The 15,753-nt window shown below is 67.3% G+C and carries 9 protein-coding genes; 2 read left to right on the top strand and 7 right to left on the bottom strand.

Annotated features, from left to right (window positions below):
• Positions 1-42 precede the first annotated feature (42 nt).
• From I1A62_RS40160 to I1A62_RS40140, 5 genes are all read right to left on the bottom strand, one after another.
• A complete protein-coding gene (locus I1A62_RS40160; RefSeq protein ID WP_219457794.1) occupies positions 43-1,818 on the bottom strand; it encodes a long-chain-acyl-CoA synthetase in 1,776 nt (591 codons plus the stop codon).
• 84 nt (positions 1,819-1,902) lie between these two features.
• The gene (locus tag I1A62_RS40155; RefSeq protein WP_219457793.1) at positions 1,903-2,466 is read right to left on the bottom strand and encodes a TIGR00730 family Rossman fold protein; all 564 of its coding nucleotides are present in this window, start codon (positions 2,464-2,466) and stop codon (positions 1,903-1,905) included.
• Positions 2,460-3,257 (bottom strand): TIGR00730 family Rossman fold protein, encoded by a 798-nt coding sequence (locus tag I1A62_RS40150; protein WP_219457792.1) that lies wholly within the window; start codon positions 3,255-3,257, stop codon positions 2,460-2,462. The genes I1A62_RS40155 and I1A62_RS40150 overlap by 7 nt, the downstream gene beginning before the upstream one ends.
• A gap of 42 nt (positions 3,258-3,299) precedes the next feature.
• Positions 3,300-4,373, bottom strand: a complete 1,074-nt coding sequence (dapE, locus tag I1A62_RS40145; RefSeq protein ID WP_219457791.1) for a succinyl-diaminopimelate desuccinylase — start codon at positions 4,371-4,373, stop codon at positions 3,300-3,302.
• A gap of 41 nt (positions 4,374-4,414) precedes the next feature.
• Entirely contained in the window at positions 4,415-5,398 is a 984-nt protein-coding gene (locus I1A62_RS40140; protein ID WP_219457790.1) for an SMP-30/gluconolactonase/LRE family protein, read from the bottom strand.
• 142 nt (positions 5,399-5,540) lie between these two features.
• Between I1A62_RS40140 and dapD the strand changes: the two genes are divergently transcribed.
• The gene (gene dapD / locus I1A62_RS40135) at positions 5,541-6,494 is read left to right on the top strand and encodes a 2,3,4,5-tetrahydropyridine-2,6-dicarboxylate N-succinyltransferase (RefSeq protein ID WP_072949645.1); all 954 of its coding nucleotides are present in this window, start codon (positions 5,541-5,543) and stop codon (positions 6,492-6,494) included.
• A gap of 32 nt (positions 6,495-6,526) precedes the next feature.
• Positions 6,527-7,891: an amino acid permease gene (locus I1A62_RS40130; protein ID WP_219457789.1), complete on the top strand. Its 1,365-nt coding sequence runs from the start codon at positions 6,527-6,529 to the stop codon at positions 7,889-7,891.
• A 15-nt stretch (positions 7,892-7,906) separates the two neighbouring features.
• Here the strand turns inward: I1A62_RS40130 and I1A62_RS40125 are convergent, their stop codons facing one another.
• The gene (locus I1A62_RS40125) at positions 7,907-8,320 is read right to left on the bottom strand and encodes a DUF1622 domain-containing protein (protein WP_219457788.1); all 414 of its coding nucleotides are present in this window, start codon (positions 8,318-8,320) and stop codon (positions 7,907-7,909) included.
• Between the two features lie 13 nt (positions 8,321-8,333).
• The gene (locus I1A62_RS40120) at positions 8,334-15,746 is read right to left on the bottom strand and encodes an amino acid adenylation domain-containing protein (RefSeq protein WP_219457787.1); all 7,413 of its coding nucleotides are present in this window, start codon (positions 15,744-15,746) and stop codon (positions 8,334-8,336) included.
• Positions 15,747-15,753: the final 7 nt, after the last annotated feature.

The following is a 15,753-nucleotide window of genomic DNA, read 5'->3' as shown; positions in this document are numbered from 1 at the left end:
GCGCCCGTGAGTACTTCTTAACCACGGGCGGTTAATAAGTACTCACGGGCGCGGCAGCGCACCCTTCGCCACTTCCTCGATGTACCCGTCGTACGCGCGCTTGTAGCCGCCGCTGCGGCCGGACAGCACGTGCAGCGTGTCGGTGTCCTCGACGTCGTAGCCCTCCTTGCGGAGTTCCACCTTGCGACTCTTGAACGTCGACGTCTGCTCCAGCGAATCGACGACGCGGACGAACAGCGGCACCGCGTACGACGGCAGCCGCTGGAACAGCAACTCCGCCACGTCGGAGCCGTCGAAGTCCTCGTTCTCGTGCAGCGTCACCGCGGCCATCCCCGCGCGACCGTCGGTCCCGGGGATCTCGACGCCGTAGACGACGGCATGCTCGACCGCGGGATGCGCGAGAAGCGCGCCCTCGACCTCGGTGGTCGCGACGTTCTCCCCCTTCCAGCGGAACGTGTCGCCGAGCCGGTCGACGAACGCGACGTGCGACCAGCCCTGACGGCGCACCAGGTCGCCGGTGTCGAACCAGCAGTCGCCGTCGTCGAACGCGTCGCGGACGAGTTTCTTGTCGGTGGCGTCCTCGTCGGTGTAGCCGTCGAAGGGTGCCCGGTCGGTCACCTTCGACAGCAGCAGGCCGACCTCGCCGGTGGCCACCCTCCGTAGTGTGCCGTCGGAGTGCCGCCGCGGCGCACCGTTGTCCTCGTCGTACTCGACCACGGCGTGTGGGAGGGGGCAGATGCCCGCGGTCCGGTCGACGTTGAGGGCGTTGACGAACGCGATGTTGCATTCGCTGGCGCCGTAGAACTCGGCCACCCGGGAGATGCCGAACCGGGTGGTGAACTCGGACCAGATCTCCGGACGAAGCCCGTTTCCGACCATCAGCCGGACGTCGTTGTCGCGGTCGCCCGGCTTCTCGGGCTGGTTGAGCAGGTACCGGCACAGTTCACCGATGTAGGTGAACGCGGTGGCCCGGTTCAGTGCGACGTCGTCCCAGAACTTGGACGCCGAGAACTGTTTGCCCAGCGCGAGCGTCGCCCCCGACCCCAGCACCGAGGACAGCGACACCGTCAGCGCGTTGTTGTGGTAGAGCGGCAGGCAGCAGTAGAGGACGTCGCTGCCGCGCAGCCGGACTCCCATGTTGCCGAGTCCGGACATGCTCTTGAGCCAGCGGAAATGACTCATCAGGCTGGCCTTCGGCAGGCCGGTGGTGCCGGAGGTGAAGATGTAGAAGGCCTTCTCCCGGGCCTGGATCTGCTCGCACACCTCGGGGTTGCCGTCGCCGGCCTTCTCGGCGAGCCGGTCGAGGTCGTCGAAGTACACCACCGAGGCCGCGGCGGGCTGCTCGTCGAGCGAGTCCATGGCCTCGCCACACGCCTCGGACACCACCAGGACGCGACTGTCGAGCAGCGAGATGCTGTGCGCGAGTACGTCTCCGCGCTGGTTGTGGTTCAGCATCCCGGCGGTGGCACCGAGTTTGACGGCGGCGAGTGCGATGAGCAGCGTCCCGGGGGCGTTCTTGCCCAGGATCCCGACGACGTCCCCGCGCGACACTCCGAGGTCGGTGAGCACGTGAGCGTAGCGGTTCACGCGGATGTTGGCGTTCCGGTAGCTCAGCGAGTCGCCCTCGAACCGCAGGAACGTGCGACGCGGGTGCGCCGCGGCGGCGCGCTGGAAGACCAGGCCGATCGACTCCTTCGCGTCGGGGGTCCGGATGAGGCCGAGGACTCCCTTCGCCATGGTCGGCAACTCCGGGATCAGGGCAGGCAACCGCCTGGCCAGATCGACCACACCGATCGTCGAACGTGCTTCAGAACGCATGACATCCCCTCAGGCCTGCAGTATGAATCAGGTCACCTTACTGCACGGTAACAACGTACGCCACGACGGCGACCGGACGCCGCCTCAGGAGAGGCAGGCGTCCAGCGCCTCCCCGACGTCGGTCCGGACGAGCAGCCTGTCGAGGGCGCGCTGCGCCACGAAGCCGCCGCCCCGCAGACCGTCGATCCAGTCCAGCAGGCCCGTGTAGTGGCCGTGCGGATCGAGCAGGACGACCGGCTTCTCGTGCATGCCGAGGTAGCCCGCCGTCCAGGTTTCGAACAGCTCCTCGAGCGTGCCGATGCCGCCGGGCAGCGTGATGAAGGCGTCGGCGCGGTCCTCCATGACCTGCTTGCGCTGGCGCATGGTGTCGGTGACGACGAGTTCGTCCGCGTCGACGTCGGCGACTTCCCTGTGCACCAGGGCTTTCGGGATGACCCCGACGGTGATCGCCCCAGCGGCGCGGGCAGCCTCGGCCACCGCACCCATCATCGAGACGTTGCCGCCGCCGGACACCAGTTGCCAACCGCGCTTTCCGATTTCGGCGCCCACCTGGGCCGCCAGTTCCAGGAAGCGATCGTCCACGGGCCCCGAAGCACAGTAGACGCACACCGAGAACGGCTGCGGTGGAACAGTTTCCCGGCTCACCATTGCTCCTCCGTTCCGAGCAGTTCGGCCTCGTCGACTCCCTGCTGCGACTTGACGACGATCCGCACCGCCTCCTCGACACTGTCCGTGACGTGCAGCAGGTTGACGTCGCCCTCCGAGATCTTGCCGCTGCGTTCGAGGGTTCCGCGGATCCAGTCCACCAGCCCGGACCAGTACTCGGTGCCGAACAGGATGATCGGGAACCGGGTGACCTTGCGCGTCTGCACCAGGGTCAACGCCTCGAACAGTTCGTCGAGCGTCCCGAAGCCGCCGGGCAGGCAGATGAACGCCTGCGAGTACTTCACGAACATCGTCTTGCGGGCAAAGAAGTACCGGAAGTTGATACCCAGGTCGACCCATTCGTTGAGGCCCTGCTCGAACGGCAATTCGATGCCGAGGCCGATGGAGTATCCACCCGATTCGCTGGCGCCGCGGTTGGCGGCCTCCATGACACCGGGGCCGCCGCCGGTGATGACGGCATATCCGGCCTCGGCGAGGCGCGCACCCAGCGCCCTGCCCGCCTCGTACTCGGGGTGACCGGGCTCGGTGCGGGCCGACCCGAACACGGTGACCGCACGCGGCACCTCGGCCAGGGCACCGAACCCTTCGACGAACTCGCTCTGGATCCGCAGGACCCGCCACGGGTCGGTGTGCACCCAGTCGGTCTGACCCCGCTCGTCGAGCAACTGCTCGTCGGTGGTGGTCTCGTCCTTGCGGGCGCGCCTCAACTGCACCGGACCCCGGTGCTTCACGGCCGAGGACTTCCGCCCGTAATTGTTCTTCTCGGGTGCCATGCGCCCCAGGCTATCGGGTGGCCCGTTCGGGGCACCGGGCAGTCACGGGGTGCTCAGATAGGCGCGGAGCACGGTCGTCACGTCGGTGATCTGCTGGACGGGGACGTGCTCGTCCCGCTTGTGCGCGAGGTTCGGATCGCCCGGACCGTAGTTGACGGCCGGGATGCCGAGCGCGGAGAACCGGGACACGTCCGTCCACCCGTACTTGGCGCGGAACTCGCCGCCTGCCGCCTCGATGAGGGCCGCGGCGGCCGGATCCGTCAGCCCGGGGAGCGCGCCCGGCGACAGGTCCGTGACCTCGAAACCCAGCTCGAGGCCGTCGAAGACCTCCCGCACGTGGTCGATGGCCTGCTCGGCGTTGCGGTCGGGCGCGAAGCGGAAGTTCACGTCCATCTCCGCGGCGTCCGGGACCACGTTGCCCGCGACACCGCCGGCGATCCGCACGGCGGACAGACCCTCCCGGTACACGCAGCCGTCGATGTCCACCGACCGAGCGGTGTAGTCCGACAGCCGCTGCAGGACCGGGGCGAACCGGTGGATCGCGTTGTCGCCGAGCCACGATCTCGCGGAGTGCGCGCGGGTACCGCGGGTGGTCAGCGTCACCCGCAGCGTGCCCTGGCAACCCGCCTCGATGAGCCCACCCGTCGGCTCACCCAGGATCGCGACGTCCGCGTGCAACCACTCCGGGATCTCACGTTCGATCCGTCCGAGCCCGTTGTGGACGGCCGCGATCTCCTCGCAGTCGTAGAACACCAGCGTCAGGTCGTGCGCGAGGTTCTCCACGGTGGCGGCCAGATGCAGGAACACCGCGTCGCCCGACTTCATGTCGACCGTTCCACACCCGTGCAGCAGGTCGCCCTCACGCCGGGACGGCACGTTGTCCGCGATCGGCACGGTGTCGAGGTGCCCGGCGAGCATCACCCGGCTCGGGAGCCCCCGATCGGTGCGGGCGAGCACCGCGTTGCCGTTGCGGATGATCTCGAAACCGGTGGTCTGCTCGCGCAGCGCCGACTCGACGGCGGCGGCGATCGCCGACTCGTCGTGGGAGACGCTCGGGATGTCCACCAGCGCGGCGGTGAGGTCGATGGGATCGGCGTGGAGGTCGAGTGTGCTCACCGGTCCACCCTAAGCCGACCCGCCTACCCACTATTGCGCTGCTACCCGTCGAAGCCACCCGGGATCTCGTAGATCGCACCGTCGAAACCGATGCGGAACAACCGTCCCGCGGAGAAGCCGCCGGACCCCTGCCCGTAGACGACCATGCTCGACGTCGGCAGTCCCGACGCCAGCACGCAGTACTGCCCCGGCGCGTCGACGCGCCAGATCTCGCCGCGCACGTTGGCCGGGACCACCGGGCGTCCCCGCGAATCCAGGGTCAGGCCGTCGGGAGCCGCGAACGTGTCGAGGCCGGACAGGTCGAGGATGCTTTCGGGGGCGCCCGGGTTCGCGATCGGGATCCGGCTCACGCCCGGATTCACGAATGTCCGCGACACGTAGAGGTACCGGTCGTCCACACCGAGCACCGCACCGTTCGCGCTGGGCAGCGTCGCCCAGTTCGGTTCGACCCGGCCGTCGGGGAACACCCGCCCGATCTGCGTTCCGAAGTCGTTGGTGGCATACGCGGTCCCGGCGGCGTCGACGTCGAGTCCGTCCGCCGCGCTCAGACCCGACACGAACGGGGTGAGCGCGCCGGTGGCGGTGTTCAGCTTCGCGATCGCTCCCGGACGCAGGATGTCGCCGAGGAGCACACGGGCGTCCGCGCCGTACCCCACCAGCAGTGATCCGTCGGACGCCCAGGCGAGGGCGCCCGCGCCCCTGCCGCCGGGCACCGTCGCGACGGGGACCGCGGGCGCTCCGGGCGCGTCGAGGCGGAACACCCGTCCGCTGATCAGGTCCGTCGTGTAGAGGCGGCCGCCGTCGTCCACGGCGACGCCCTCCAGCGCGGCACCCGGCACGCGCCCCACGAGAACCGGTGGCTGGCCTGCTCCCGGGCACACCGGTGCGGCGGACGCGGTCTGCGGCGCTGCCACCGACACCACCCCGGCGAGCAGCGCGCCCGCGGCCACGGCCCGCAGGCCGCGGCCCGTGACTCGAACCCACCGTGAGCCTCGGGTCACCCGACCCCACTCCGAAATACGCATTGCCACGACCTTTCCCGGTGTCTCGCACGTGCCCAGTGCATGGTCCCCCACGAGCCCGGAACCCGCTCGGTTTCGAATCGATCACGCCCAGATAACGACCGCTCGAGAATGCCCGAGTAATGAGGCAGTAACCTCTACTGCCGTGAGCACACAGGGAGCATCAGCAGTAGGCATCGCCAACGTGACCGTCGGCGGCACGATCCTCGACACCTGGTTCCCGGCGCCTGAGCTGGGAACCTTCGACAGCGCGGGCACCGTGCGGATCGAGGGTGGCGACATCCCCTCCGATCTGGCACTTCTCGCCGGACCCGACGAGGCACGTGAGGTCGACCAGGTCGTGGTGCGCACCACCATCGCCGACCTGTCCGCGCCGCCGGCCGACGCCCACGACGCCTACCTGCGCCTTCACCTCCTCTCGCATCGCCTGGTGGCCCCGCACGGCGTCAACCTCGACGGACTGTTCGGGTTGCTGTCCAACGTGGTGTGGACCAACTTCGGACCGTGCGCGGTCGAGGGCTTCGAGAAGGTGCGGTCCCGCCTGCGTATCCGCGGCGTCGTCACCGTGTTCGGTGTCGACAAGTTCCCGCGTATGGTCGACTACGTCGTCCCGTCGGGCGTCCGCATTGCCGACGCCGACCGTGTCCGTCTCGGCGCGCACCTGGCCAGCGGCACCACCGTGATGCACGAGGGCTTCGTCAACTTCAACGCGGGCACGCTCGGCAGCTCGATGGTCGAAGGCCGTATCTCCGCGGGCGTCGTCGTCGACGACGGATCCGATGTGGGCGGCGGCGCCTCGATCATGGGCACCCTGTCCGGTGGCGGCAAGGAGACCATCTCGGTCGGCAAGCGCTGCCTGCTCGGCGCCAATGCCGGTCTCGGCATCTCGCTCGGCGACGACTGTGTCCTCGAAGCCGGCCTGTACGTGACCGCGGGCACCAAGGTCACCGGCCCGGACGGCACCGTCGTGAAGGCCAAGGAACTCAACGGCCAGTCCAACCTGCTCTTCCGCCGCAACTCGGTGTCCGGGGCCGTCGAGGTCGTGCCGTGGAAGGGCACTGGCGTGGAATTGAACGCCGCGCTGCACGCTAACGACTGATCCCTGTGAGCGGTTCGCGAACCCCCGGCACCATGACCGATTCGACCGGCACCCTCGGCCGGGGCCTGAAGGTCCGTCACCTGACGATGATGGGCCTCGGTTCCGCGATCGGTGCCGGACTGTTCCTCGGTACCGGTGTCGGCATCGCGACCGCCGGTCCGGCCGTCCTCGTCTCCTACCTTCTCGCCGGCATCATCGTCGTCTTCGTGATGCGGATGCTCGGCGAGATGGGAGCGGCGATCCCCGCCAGCGGATCCTTCTCGCACTACGCGCGGATCGGCATCGGCGACTGGGCCGGATTCGTGATGGGGTGGCTCTACTGGTTCATGTTGATCATGGTGCTCGGCGCCGAGATCACGGGCGCCTCCGGCATCGTGAGCGCCTGGCTGCCGGGGGTGCCGCAATGGGTGGTCGCCCTCGTGTTCGTGATCTTCTTCGCGGCCGTCAACCTCGCGAAGGTCAGCAACTTCGGCGAGTTCGAGTTCTGGTTCGCCGCCATCAAGGTCACCGTCATCATCGGCTTCCTGGTGATCGGTGTGCTGCTGGTGTTCGGCCTGCTCCCGGACACCGAACCGGTGGGCACCACCAACCTGTTCGGGCACGGCGGCTTCATGCCGGAGGGCTTCGCCGGTGTCGCCGCGGGACTGCTGGTGGTGGCGTTCGCGTTCGGCGGCATCGAGATCGTGACCATCGCCGCCGCTGAATCCGAGGACCCGGAGCGTTCGATCGCCGTGGCGGTGCGCAGCGTCGTCTGGCGCATCAGTGTCTTCTACCTCGGTTCGATCTCGATCATGGTCCTCGTTCTTCCCTGGGACTCGTCGGACCTGAAGAGCGGGCCGTTCGTGGCCGTTCTGAACCAGGCGCACATCCCGTACGTGGCGGGGTTCATGGAACTCGTGGTCGTGGTGGCGTTGCTGTCGGCTTTCAACGCCAACATCTACGGCACGTCGCGGATGGCGTATTCGCTGTCGCGGCGCGGCGACGGTCCCGCGTTCATGGCCCGGATCTCGAATTCCGGGGTGCCGCTCAATGCGGTGCTGCTGTCGGTGTTCTTCGGTTTCGTCAGCGTGCTGCTCAACTGGTGGCTGCCGGACGACCTGCTGGGTCTGCTCCTGAACGCCGTCGGCTCGGCGCTGCTCGTCATCTGGATCTTCATCGTCGTCTCACACCTGAAGTTGCGCCCGCGGCTCGAACGCGAGGGCAAGCTGACGGTGCGCATGTGGCTGTTCCCCTGGCTCAGTTACCTCACGCTCGCGATGCTCGCCGGTTTCGTCGTGCTCATGCTGTTCGACACCGACGCCCGCACCCAGCTGATCTCGACGTGCGTGTTGTTCCTCGTCATCGCGGCACTCGGCGTGCTCAACACCCGGCTGCGGAGGCGTTCCCGGACGGTGTGACCCGGATCCGGGCACTCACCGGTCGGTTGTCCGATCCGGATCGGCGGAGGTACGCGCCGCGTGGGCAAGGACCTGCGGGCCGGTCACCAGGGCCTTCCGCCACGGCGCGACACCCTCGATCTCGATCTCGATCGACAGACTCAGCACGGTGCGGATCAGCACGATCACACCGAGCACGGCGGCATCGGTCAGCGACGGTGTCGAGGTGACGGTCTTGACGATGTCTGCGGCGACGAGCAATTCCAGACCGAGCAGGATCGCTCCGCCAAGCGACTCCCGCAGGGTCTTGAACGCCCGAGCACCGTCACCGGACTTCCTCCACGTGCGCACCGCGAGGAAGAAGGCGAACACGAACCCGAGAACCATGGACGAGACACCGAGCACTTCGAACAGTTCGGTCGCGACCTCGAAGAACCGGTGAGTATCCATGCGCGCCCCTTCGTCAGACGTCCGTCTGTCGTGTGCGTCGACCCCGCGTGGCCAGTTCCTGATCGATGATCAGCGCGATCTCGGCGAGGGGACGCGGCTGATCCATATCGGCGTGCGTGCTGTGAACGTCGTGGGTGACGATGTCACCGGTGACGTACGCGCGCCACAAGTCGGACGAGGACTCGCTCGACATCGTGTCGTCATCCGTCAAAGTCGGACGGAGAAACACCACGTCACCGTGATAGGTCTGCGGTACGTGGTCGGCAGACAGCCGTAGGTCGTTCCGATAAATTGCACGCGCGGCATCCCAGATGGGCGCAGTGTCGGGCGAATCGACGATCTCGCCGTAGCGGCTCTGCGCCCATGCCCGGACCGACTGTCGAATGTCGTCGTCCGAAGGCACCGCCTCGCCGAGGCGGAGATCCCCTGCACCGGGCACGCTGTCCAGCATCGCGAGGAGTGCGACCTCGAGTCCTCGACGTTCCAGAGCGGTGGCGATCGCATGGGCGACGAGGCCACCGAACGACCATCCCAGCAGAAGGAACGGGCCGTCTTCCTGAACGGCGAGGATCTGCTCGAGATAGTCGGCGGCCATACTCCCGATCGACTTCGGTAGCGGCGTCACTCCATCGAAGCCCCGCGCTTGCAGCCCGTATATGGGCTGGTCGGGGAGGTGGGCGCGAAGGCCCATGTAGCACCAGCTCAGTCCGCCGCCCGGATGGACGCACCACAGGGGCGGTCCGGATCCGTCGCTTCGGATCGGTAGGACGACGGCGAACGGATCGAGCAAGCCGGGTTCGATCTCCTCACCCATACGGGGTGCGAGTTCGGCGATCGTCGGAGACTCGAAGATCACCCGGATCGGGACCTCCACCCCGGACACCGACTGAATCCTGCTCACCAACTGCGTCGCCGACAACGAATGCCCACCCAGGTCGAAGAAACTGTCATCGATCCCCACCCGGGAAACCCCGAGAACCTCCGCGTAGAGCGAGGCCAGCGTCTGCTCCACCGGTGACCGCGGCGCCCGGAACACCCCACCGATGAACTCCGGCGCCGGCAAGGCTCGCCGATCCAGTTTCCCGTTCACCGTCAACGGCAACCGATCCAGCACCACCACCGCTGCCGGAACCATGTATTCCGGCAGCATCCTGGCCGCAAAACGACGGACCTCGACACGGGTGCCGGTGTCGGTGGTGTCGGAGACCACGTAACCGACCAATCCGATCCCGGTGGCGGTGTCCCGGGCCACCACCGCCGCCTGAGTCACGGCCGGATGTTTCAGTAGAACCGCCTCGATCTCCGCGGGTTCGACCCGGAATCCGCGAATCTTGACCTGCGCGTCCGCTCTTCCGCAGAATTCGAGCACTCCGCCGGCGGTCCAGCGCACCAGATCCCCGGTTCGGTACATTCGCGCACCGGGCTCGCCGAACGGGCATGCCGCGAATCGCTCGGCCGTCAACCCCGGCCGCCCGAGATAACCGCGAGCCAACTGCACTCCGGCGACGTACAACTCCCCGACCGCACCCACCGGGACTGGAAGCAAGCCCGCACCCAGCACGAACACCTGCGTGTTGCCCACGGGCGCCCCGATCGGCACACTCACGCGGTCGGCGCGTTCGCCCGGCTCCGGTAGCACGAAGGTTGCCGCGAAGACCGTCGTCTCGGTCGGCCCGTACCCGTTGACCAGAATCGGAGGATTCGAGCGCTCGTCCCGATACCAGCCCTGCAACCCGGCCGGATCCAACACCTCTCCGCCGAACACCACCATCCGCAGCACCGAATCAGACCCCACTGCAGGATCCTCACGCTCGACTTCGGCGAACTCGTAGAACGCCGAGGGCGTCTGAGCGAGAACTGTCACCCGCTCCCGGACCACCGCCTCCCACAATCCGGCCGGCGAATGCACGGTCTCCCACGGCACCACCACAATCCGGGCTCCGTGCACCAACGCCCCCCACAATTCCCACACCGAAAAATCGAACGCGACCGAATGACACCACCCGAACACGTCTCCGGCACCGAAGCCGGCCCAGCCTGCAGTACCGGCGAACAGCGACACCACGCTCCGATGGCTCACGGCGACACCCTTCGGAACACCCGTCGACCCGGAGGTGTACATCACGTAGGCGGTGTTGCCCGGTCGTAGAGGTGTTGCGTGGTCGTTGTCGTCGAAGCCCCTCCCCTCCGACTGCCCGCCCTCGTCGGAGATGGCATCGAGGAGAACTCTGGGGATATCGTTGTCGGGCAACATGTTATCGTTCAGGGTGTCGGTGAGGATCAACCGCGGAGCGGCGTCGGCGAGGATGGTCCCGATCCGTGCACTCGGATAGCGGGGGTCGATGGGGAGGTATGCACCGCCGGCCTCGAGGACCGCGAGCAGCGCGATGATCAACTCGGGTGATCGCTCCAGTGCGACCGCGACCAGCGTTTCCGGTCCGACACCCGCGGCGATCAGGCGGTGTGCCAGCCGGTTCGCTCGATTGCTCAGCTCCCGGTAGGTCCAGTTCTCGTCACCGAACGTGACCGCCACCGCATCGGGAGTCGCGGCGACCTGCCGCTCGAACAGTTCCACGACAGTGGTCTCCGCGAAGGGCGCTGCGGTGTCGTTCCAGGTCCGCAGTACCAACTCGCGTTCGTGCGGATCCAGGATCTCGTACCCCTCGATCCGCCCCTGCGGATCCGCGACAATCCTGTCGAGCAACCGCACATACCGGGCCGCGACGGCCTCCACCGTCACCCGGTCGAACAAATCACTCGCATACTCGATGACCCCCGCCAGACCCTGCTGTTCGGTGGGGGCGAGACTGAACGACAGATCGAAACGCGACGTCCCCGTCGACACCGGCAATGTGGACCACTCCAGCCCGGGGAACGCGACCTCGGGAAACACGTTGTCCTGCATCGCAAACGACACCTGAAACAACGGATGATACGCCGTCGAACGAACCGGATTCAACACCTCCACCAACCGCTCGAACGGCGCATCCTGATTCTCATACGCCGCCAACGCCTTCCCCCGCACCCGATCGAGCACCTCATCGAACCGCGGATTCCCCGACACATCCACCCGCAACACCCACATGTTCACGAAAAACCCCACCAACCCGGACAACACCTCGTCGGTACGACCCGCGATCGGCCCGCCGACCGCCACATCGCACCCGGCACCAAGTCTGCGGAGCAACACCACCAACACCGCCTGCAACACCATCGACGATGTCGCCCCCGACCCGCGGGCCAACTCGGCTACCCGCGAACCCAAATCCGAGTCGACCGTGAACCCCACCGTGCCGCCCCGGTAACTCGGCTCGGCCGGACGTCGACGATCAGTCGGCAACTCGATGCACTCCGGCAACCCCGCCAGCTCGGCCCGCCAATACCCGACCTGCGCGGCCAGCACACTGCCCGGATCATCGTCGCTCCCCAGAAGCTCCCGCTGCCACAGCGTGTAATCGGCATACTGCACCGGCAACGGCGCCCACCCCGGCGCCTCCCCGGCCGCGCGGGCCGCATACGCGACCGCCACGTCACGGGCCAGCGGTGCCAACGAGCCTCCGTCCCCCGCGATATGGTGCAGCACCAACACCAGGATGTGCTCTCGGGGTCCGGACACCAACAACGTTGCGCGGATGGGAATCTCGCCGGACAGATCGAACCGATGCCCCGCAGCCTCCGCAATCGCCTCCCCCGCCCCGGCCTGATCGATCTTCTCCGCGTGCACCGGAACCGGGGCCGCCTCCGCGGGCAGGATCCGCTGGAACGGCACCCCTCCGCCCTCACCGAACACCGTCCGCAGGCTCTCGTGCCGAGCCACCACATCCCCCAACCCCGCCACCAACGCCCCCACATCAAGAGCACCGGTCAACCGCACCGCCACCGGAATGTTGTACGTCGCCGACGGCCCCTCGAACCGATACAGAAACCACAACCGGGCCTGCGCGAACGACAACGGCACCCGCTCCGGCCGCACCCGCGGGAGCAACGGCACCCTCGCCACCGCGGCGTCGCCCAGTCGGGGCGCCAACTCCGCGACCGACGGAGATTCGAACACCACCCGGATCGGCACCTCCACCCCGAGCGCGTTGCGGATCAACCCCACCAGCCGCGTCGCGGACAGAGAATGCCCGCCCAAGTCGAAGAAGCTGTCGTCGATCCCCACCCGTGGAAGACCGAGCACGTCACCGTAGAGTGACGCCAGCGTCTCCTCCACCCGTGACCGCGGGGCCCGGAACACGCCGCCCACGAAGTCCGGCGCGGGCAACGCTTTTCGGTCGAGCTTGCCGTTCACCGTCAGCGGCAACCGATCCACCACCACCGCCGCGGGCACCATGAACTCCGGCAGCCGCCCGGCCACGAAACGACGAACCTCGGCCGCCGACTCACTCGACCCGCCGACACCGTCGACGTGGAGAACGACGTATCCGATCAGTTCGGTGCCATTGCCGGTGGCGCCGGCTATCACAACCGCCTGAGCCACCGCCGGATGCTTCAGCAGCACCGTCTCGACCTCTGCGGGTTCGACTCGGAACCCCCGCACCTTCACCTGCTCATCAGCACGCCCCACGAACTCGAGCACACCCTCGGCGGTCCACCGCACCAGATCCCCCGACCGATACATCCGCGCACCGGGCACACCGAACGGACACGCCACGAACCGCTCGGCCGTCAACGCCGTCCGTCCGAGATAACCGCGAGCCAACTGCACTCCGGCGATATACAACTCCCCCACCACACCCACCGGAATCGGCCGAAGCCCCGCATTCAGTACGAACACCTGTGTATTCCACACCGGCGCACCGATCGGCGCGCTCATGTCAATCGAAGGGCCGCATCGATGGTGGGAAACCTGGAGGGCCGTTTCGGTGGGCCCGTACAGGTTGTGTAACGGTGTGCCGCTACGCTCCATGAAATGGTCTGCCGTCGCGGCCAACAGGTTTTCGCCGCCGCAGAAGACGCGTCGAAGCGAGTCGCAGTCAGCCGGCTCGAGTCGCTCCAGGACCATTGCGAGCATCGACGGAGAGAAGTCGCCGGTGGTGATCTTCTCCGATCTGATCGTCTCCGCGAGATAACTCGCATCGCGGTGCCCGTCGGCCTTCGCGATCACCAGCCGCGCCCCGACCTGCAGTGGCAGGAACATCTCCCACACGGACACATCGAAGGTCGCGGGCGTCTTCTGCAACACCACGTCATCGTGGTCGAAGCCGAAATGGTCCCGCATCCACAGCAACTGGTTCACGATCGCCGAGTGGCTGACTGCTACCCCCTTCGGTCGACCTGTCGACCCGGACGTGAAGATCACGTACGCCGTGTTACCCGGCCTCAACGGGCTGATGCGCTCGTCATCGCGGACTGGTGAGGAGTCGATCTCAGATCCTTGTCGGCCGTCGATCTCCATCACGGTGATGCCCGGGACCTCTGTGCGGTCGGTCGATCGCGTCAACACGCAGACCGGCGCCGCGGACTCCACCATGTGCCGGATGTGTTCGCCGGGATAGTCGGGGTCGATCGGCACGTACGCTCCACCTGCCGTGACGACCGCGTAGATTCCCACCACGAGGTCGATCGAGCGTCGCACGGCGACGCCGACCAGAGACTCCGGACCGACACCCCGCGCGATCAGCCTCCGCGCCAACCGGTTCACTCGCTCTTCGAACTCTCGATACGTCAACTGCTCGTCGTCGGACGTCAGGGCCACCGCATCTGGTGTGACAGCGGCCTGGCGTTCGAACAGGCCGGGAAGTGTCACGTCCGGCACAGGGACCGCGGTGTCGTTCCACGTCTCCAAGACCAACCGTCGCTCGCCCGGTTCGACGATGTCGATACGGTCCACGACGACCTGAGGGTCGTCCGCGACTGTCTGCAGGATGCGGATGAGCGTCCGGGCGATGCTGTCGACGGCTGCGGCGCCGAGCAGGTTCGGCAGGTACGCGACCGTCAACCGAAGTTGGGAATCGACTCTCGCGATCAGAGTCACGGGATAGTGCGACGCGTCGATCGTTCGGACACCGGTGACGACTATTCCGTCGACGGGGGTTGCGGCCGCCAACGCGGCACGATCGACCGGGTACGACTCGAACACGACCAGAGTGTCGAAGAGTTCTCGCGCCCCCGCGGCCTGGTGGATCTCCGTCAACCCGAGGTAGTGATGGTCGAACAAGGTGGCCTGCTGCTCCTGCAACCGGGTCAGCGCCTCTGCAGCCGTGCCGCCCGGTACGGACTGCACCCGCACCGGCACAGTGTTGATGAACAAGCCCACCATCGACTCGACGCCGGCCAGACCGGCCGGGCGGCCGGAGACCGTCGCCCCGAACACGACATCCCTTCGCGCGCACCACTGTCCGAGCAGAATCCCCCACGCTCCCTGAACGACGGTGTTCAGCGTGACACCCAGTTCGGTAGCCCGCACCGACAACCTCGCGGACAGGCCGGCAGGTACGTCAACCGTCACCTGCACTTCCCCCGACGCGGATTCCCGTTTCGCGTGCGAGGACACCAGCAGGGTCGGCTCGTCCACCCCGTCGAGGACCTCCGCCCAGATTCGAGAAGATTCGGCGCGGTCGCGCTCGGCCAGCCAGACCAGGAAATTCCGGTACCCGGTAGCCTTCGGTAGCGCGGCGGCGTCGCCGCCCGAGACATACAGCGCGAGTAGTTCCTCGGCCAGCAGCGGCATCGACCACCCGTCGAGCAGTACGTGATGATTGGTGATCACCAGCTCGAATCGATCCCGTCCCAACGTCGCGAGCGTGAATCGGATCAGCGGCGGCGTCGCCGGGTCGAAATGTGTGGCCTGATCCTCGACGAGAAGACGTTCGAACTCGCCGTCGCGAGTGCCCTCCGGAACGTTCCGCAGGTCGACCTCGCGCCAGGGCAACGCGACTGCGTCGAGGACCACCTGCACCGGACCGGTGTCCGAATCGCCGACGAACGCGGTCCGCAGGTTCGGGTGGCGAGCCAGCAACGCTTGTCCCGCAGCGAGAATCCGTTCCGGATCGACCCTCCCGCCGAGATGGAGAACGAGCTGGGTCGTGTACGCGTCGAACGACGTACCGGCCAAAACCGAGTGGAACAACAGACCGGACTGCATCGCCGTCAACGGCCACACATCCACCACTCCCGGATACCGGTGCTCCCACGTCTCGATGTCGTGTTGCGACACCGACACCAACGGCACATCGGACGGTGTCAGCCCGCCGGCGCCGGGCCCCTGCACGTGCCGCGCCAGCGCGGAGACCGCGTCGCACCACAGGTCGGCAAGTTCCTGAACGTCGTCACGGGAGAGCACCCCCGTGGGGAATCCGAACACGGCACCGAGTCGGGGACCGTCCGGACCGTCGGTCACCATGGCGTTGATGTCCACTTCGGCCATCGCAGGCAGGTCCGGATCCATCGTCGCGGAGAGATCCGATCCCTCGCTCGCGGGCATCCAACCG

The sequence above is a fragment of the Rhodococcus sp. USK10 genome, from assembly GCF_019378875.1.
GTDB lineage: Bacteria > Actinomycetota > Actinomycetes > Mycobacteriales > Mycobacteriaceae > Rhodococcus_F > Rhodococcus_F pseudokoreensis.
The sequence above is the reverse complement of the archived record's forward strand: the minus strand, read 5'-3'. Positions and strand labels throughout refer to the sequence as shown.

What these genes read in the sequence shown, in the direction of transcription:
- I1A62_RS40160 (WP_219457794.1), bottom strand. Translation starts at nt 1,818, where the DNA reads ATGCGTTCTGAAGCACGTTCGACGATCGGTGTGGTCGATCTGGCCAGG.
- I1A62_RS40150 (WP_219457792.1), bottom strand. Translation starts at nt 3,257, where the DNA reads ATGGCACCCGAGAAGAACAATTACGGGCGGAAGTCCTCGGCCGTGAAG.
- I1A62_RS40120 (WP_219457787.1), bottom strand. Translation starts at nt 15,746, where the DNA reads ATGCCCGCGAGCGAGGGATCGGATCTCTCCGCGACGATGGATCCGGAC.
- I1A62_RS40125 (WP_219457788.1), bottom strand. Translation starts at nt 8,320, where the DNA reads ATGGATACTCACCGGTTCTTCGAGGTCGCGACCGAACTGTTCGAAGTG.
- I1A62_RS40130 (WP_219457789.1), top strand. Translation starts at nt 6,527, where the DNA reads ATGACCGATTCGACCGGCACCCTCGGCCGGGGCCTGAAGGTCCGTCAC.
- I1A62_RS40155 (WP_219457793.1), bottom strand. Translation starts at nt 2,466, where the DNA reads ATGGTGAGCCGGGAAACTGTTCCACCGCAGCCGTTCTCGGTGTGCGTC.
- I1A62_RS40140 (WP_219457790.1), bottom strand. Translation starts at nt 5,398, where the DNA reads ATGCGTATTTCGGAGTGGGGTCGGGTGACCCGAGGCTCACGGTGGGTT.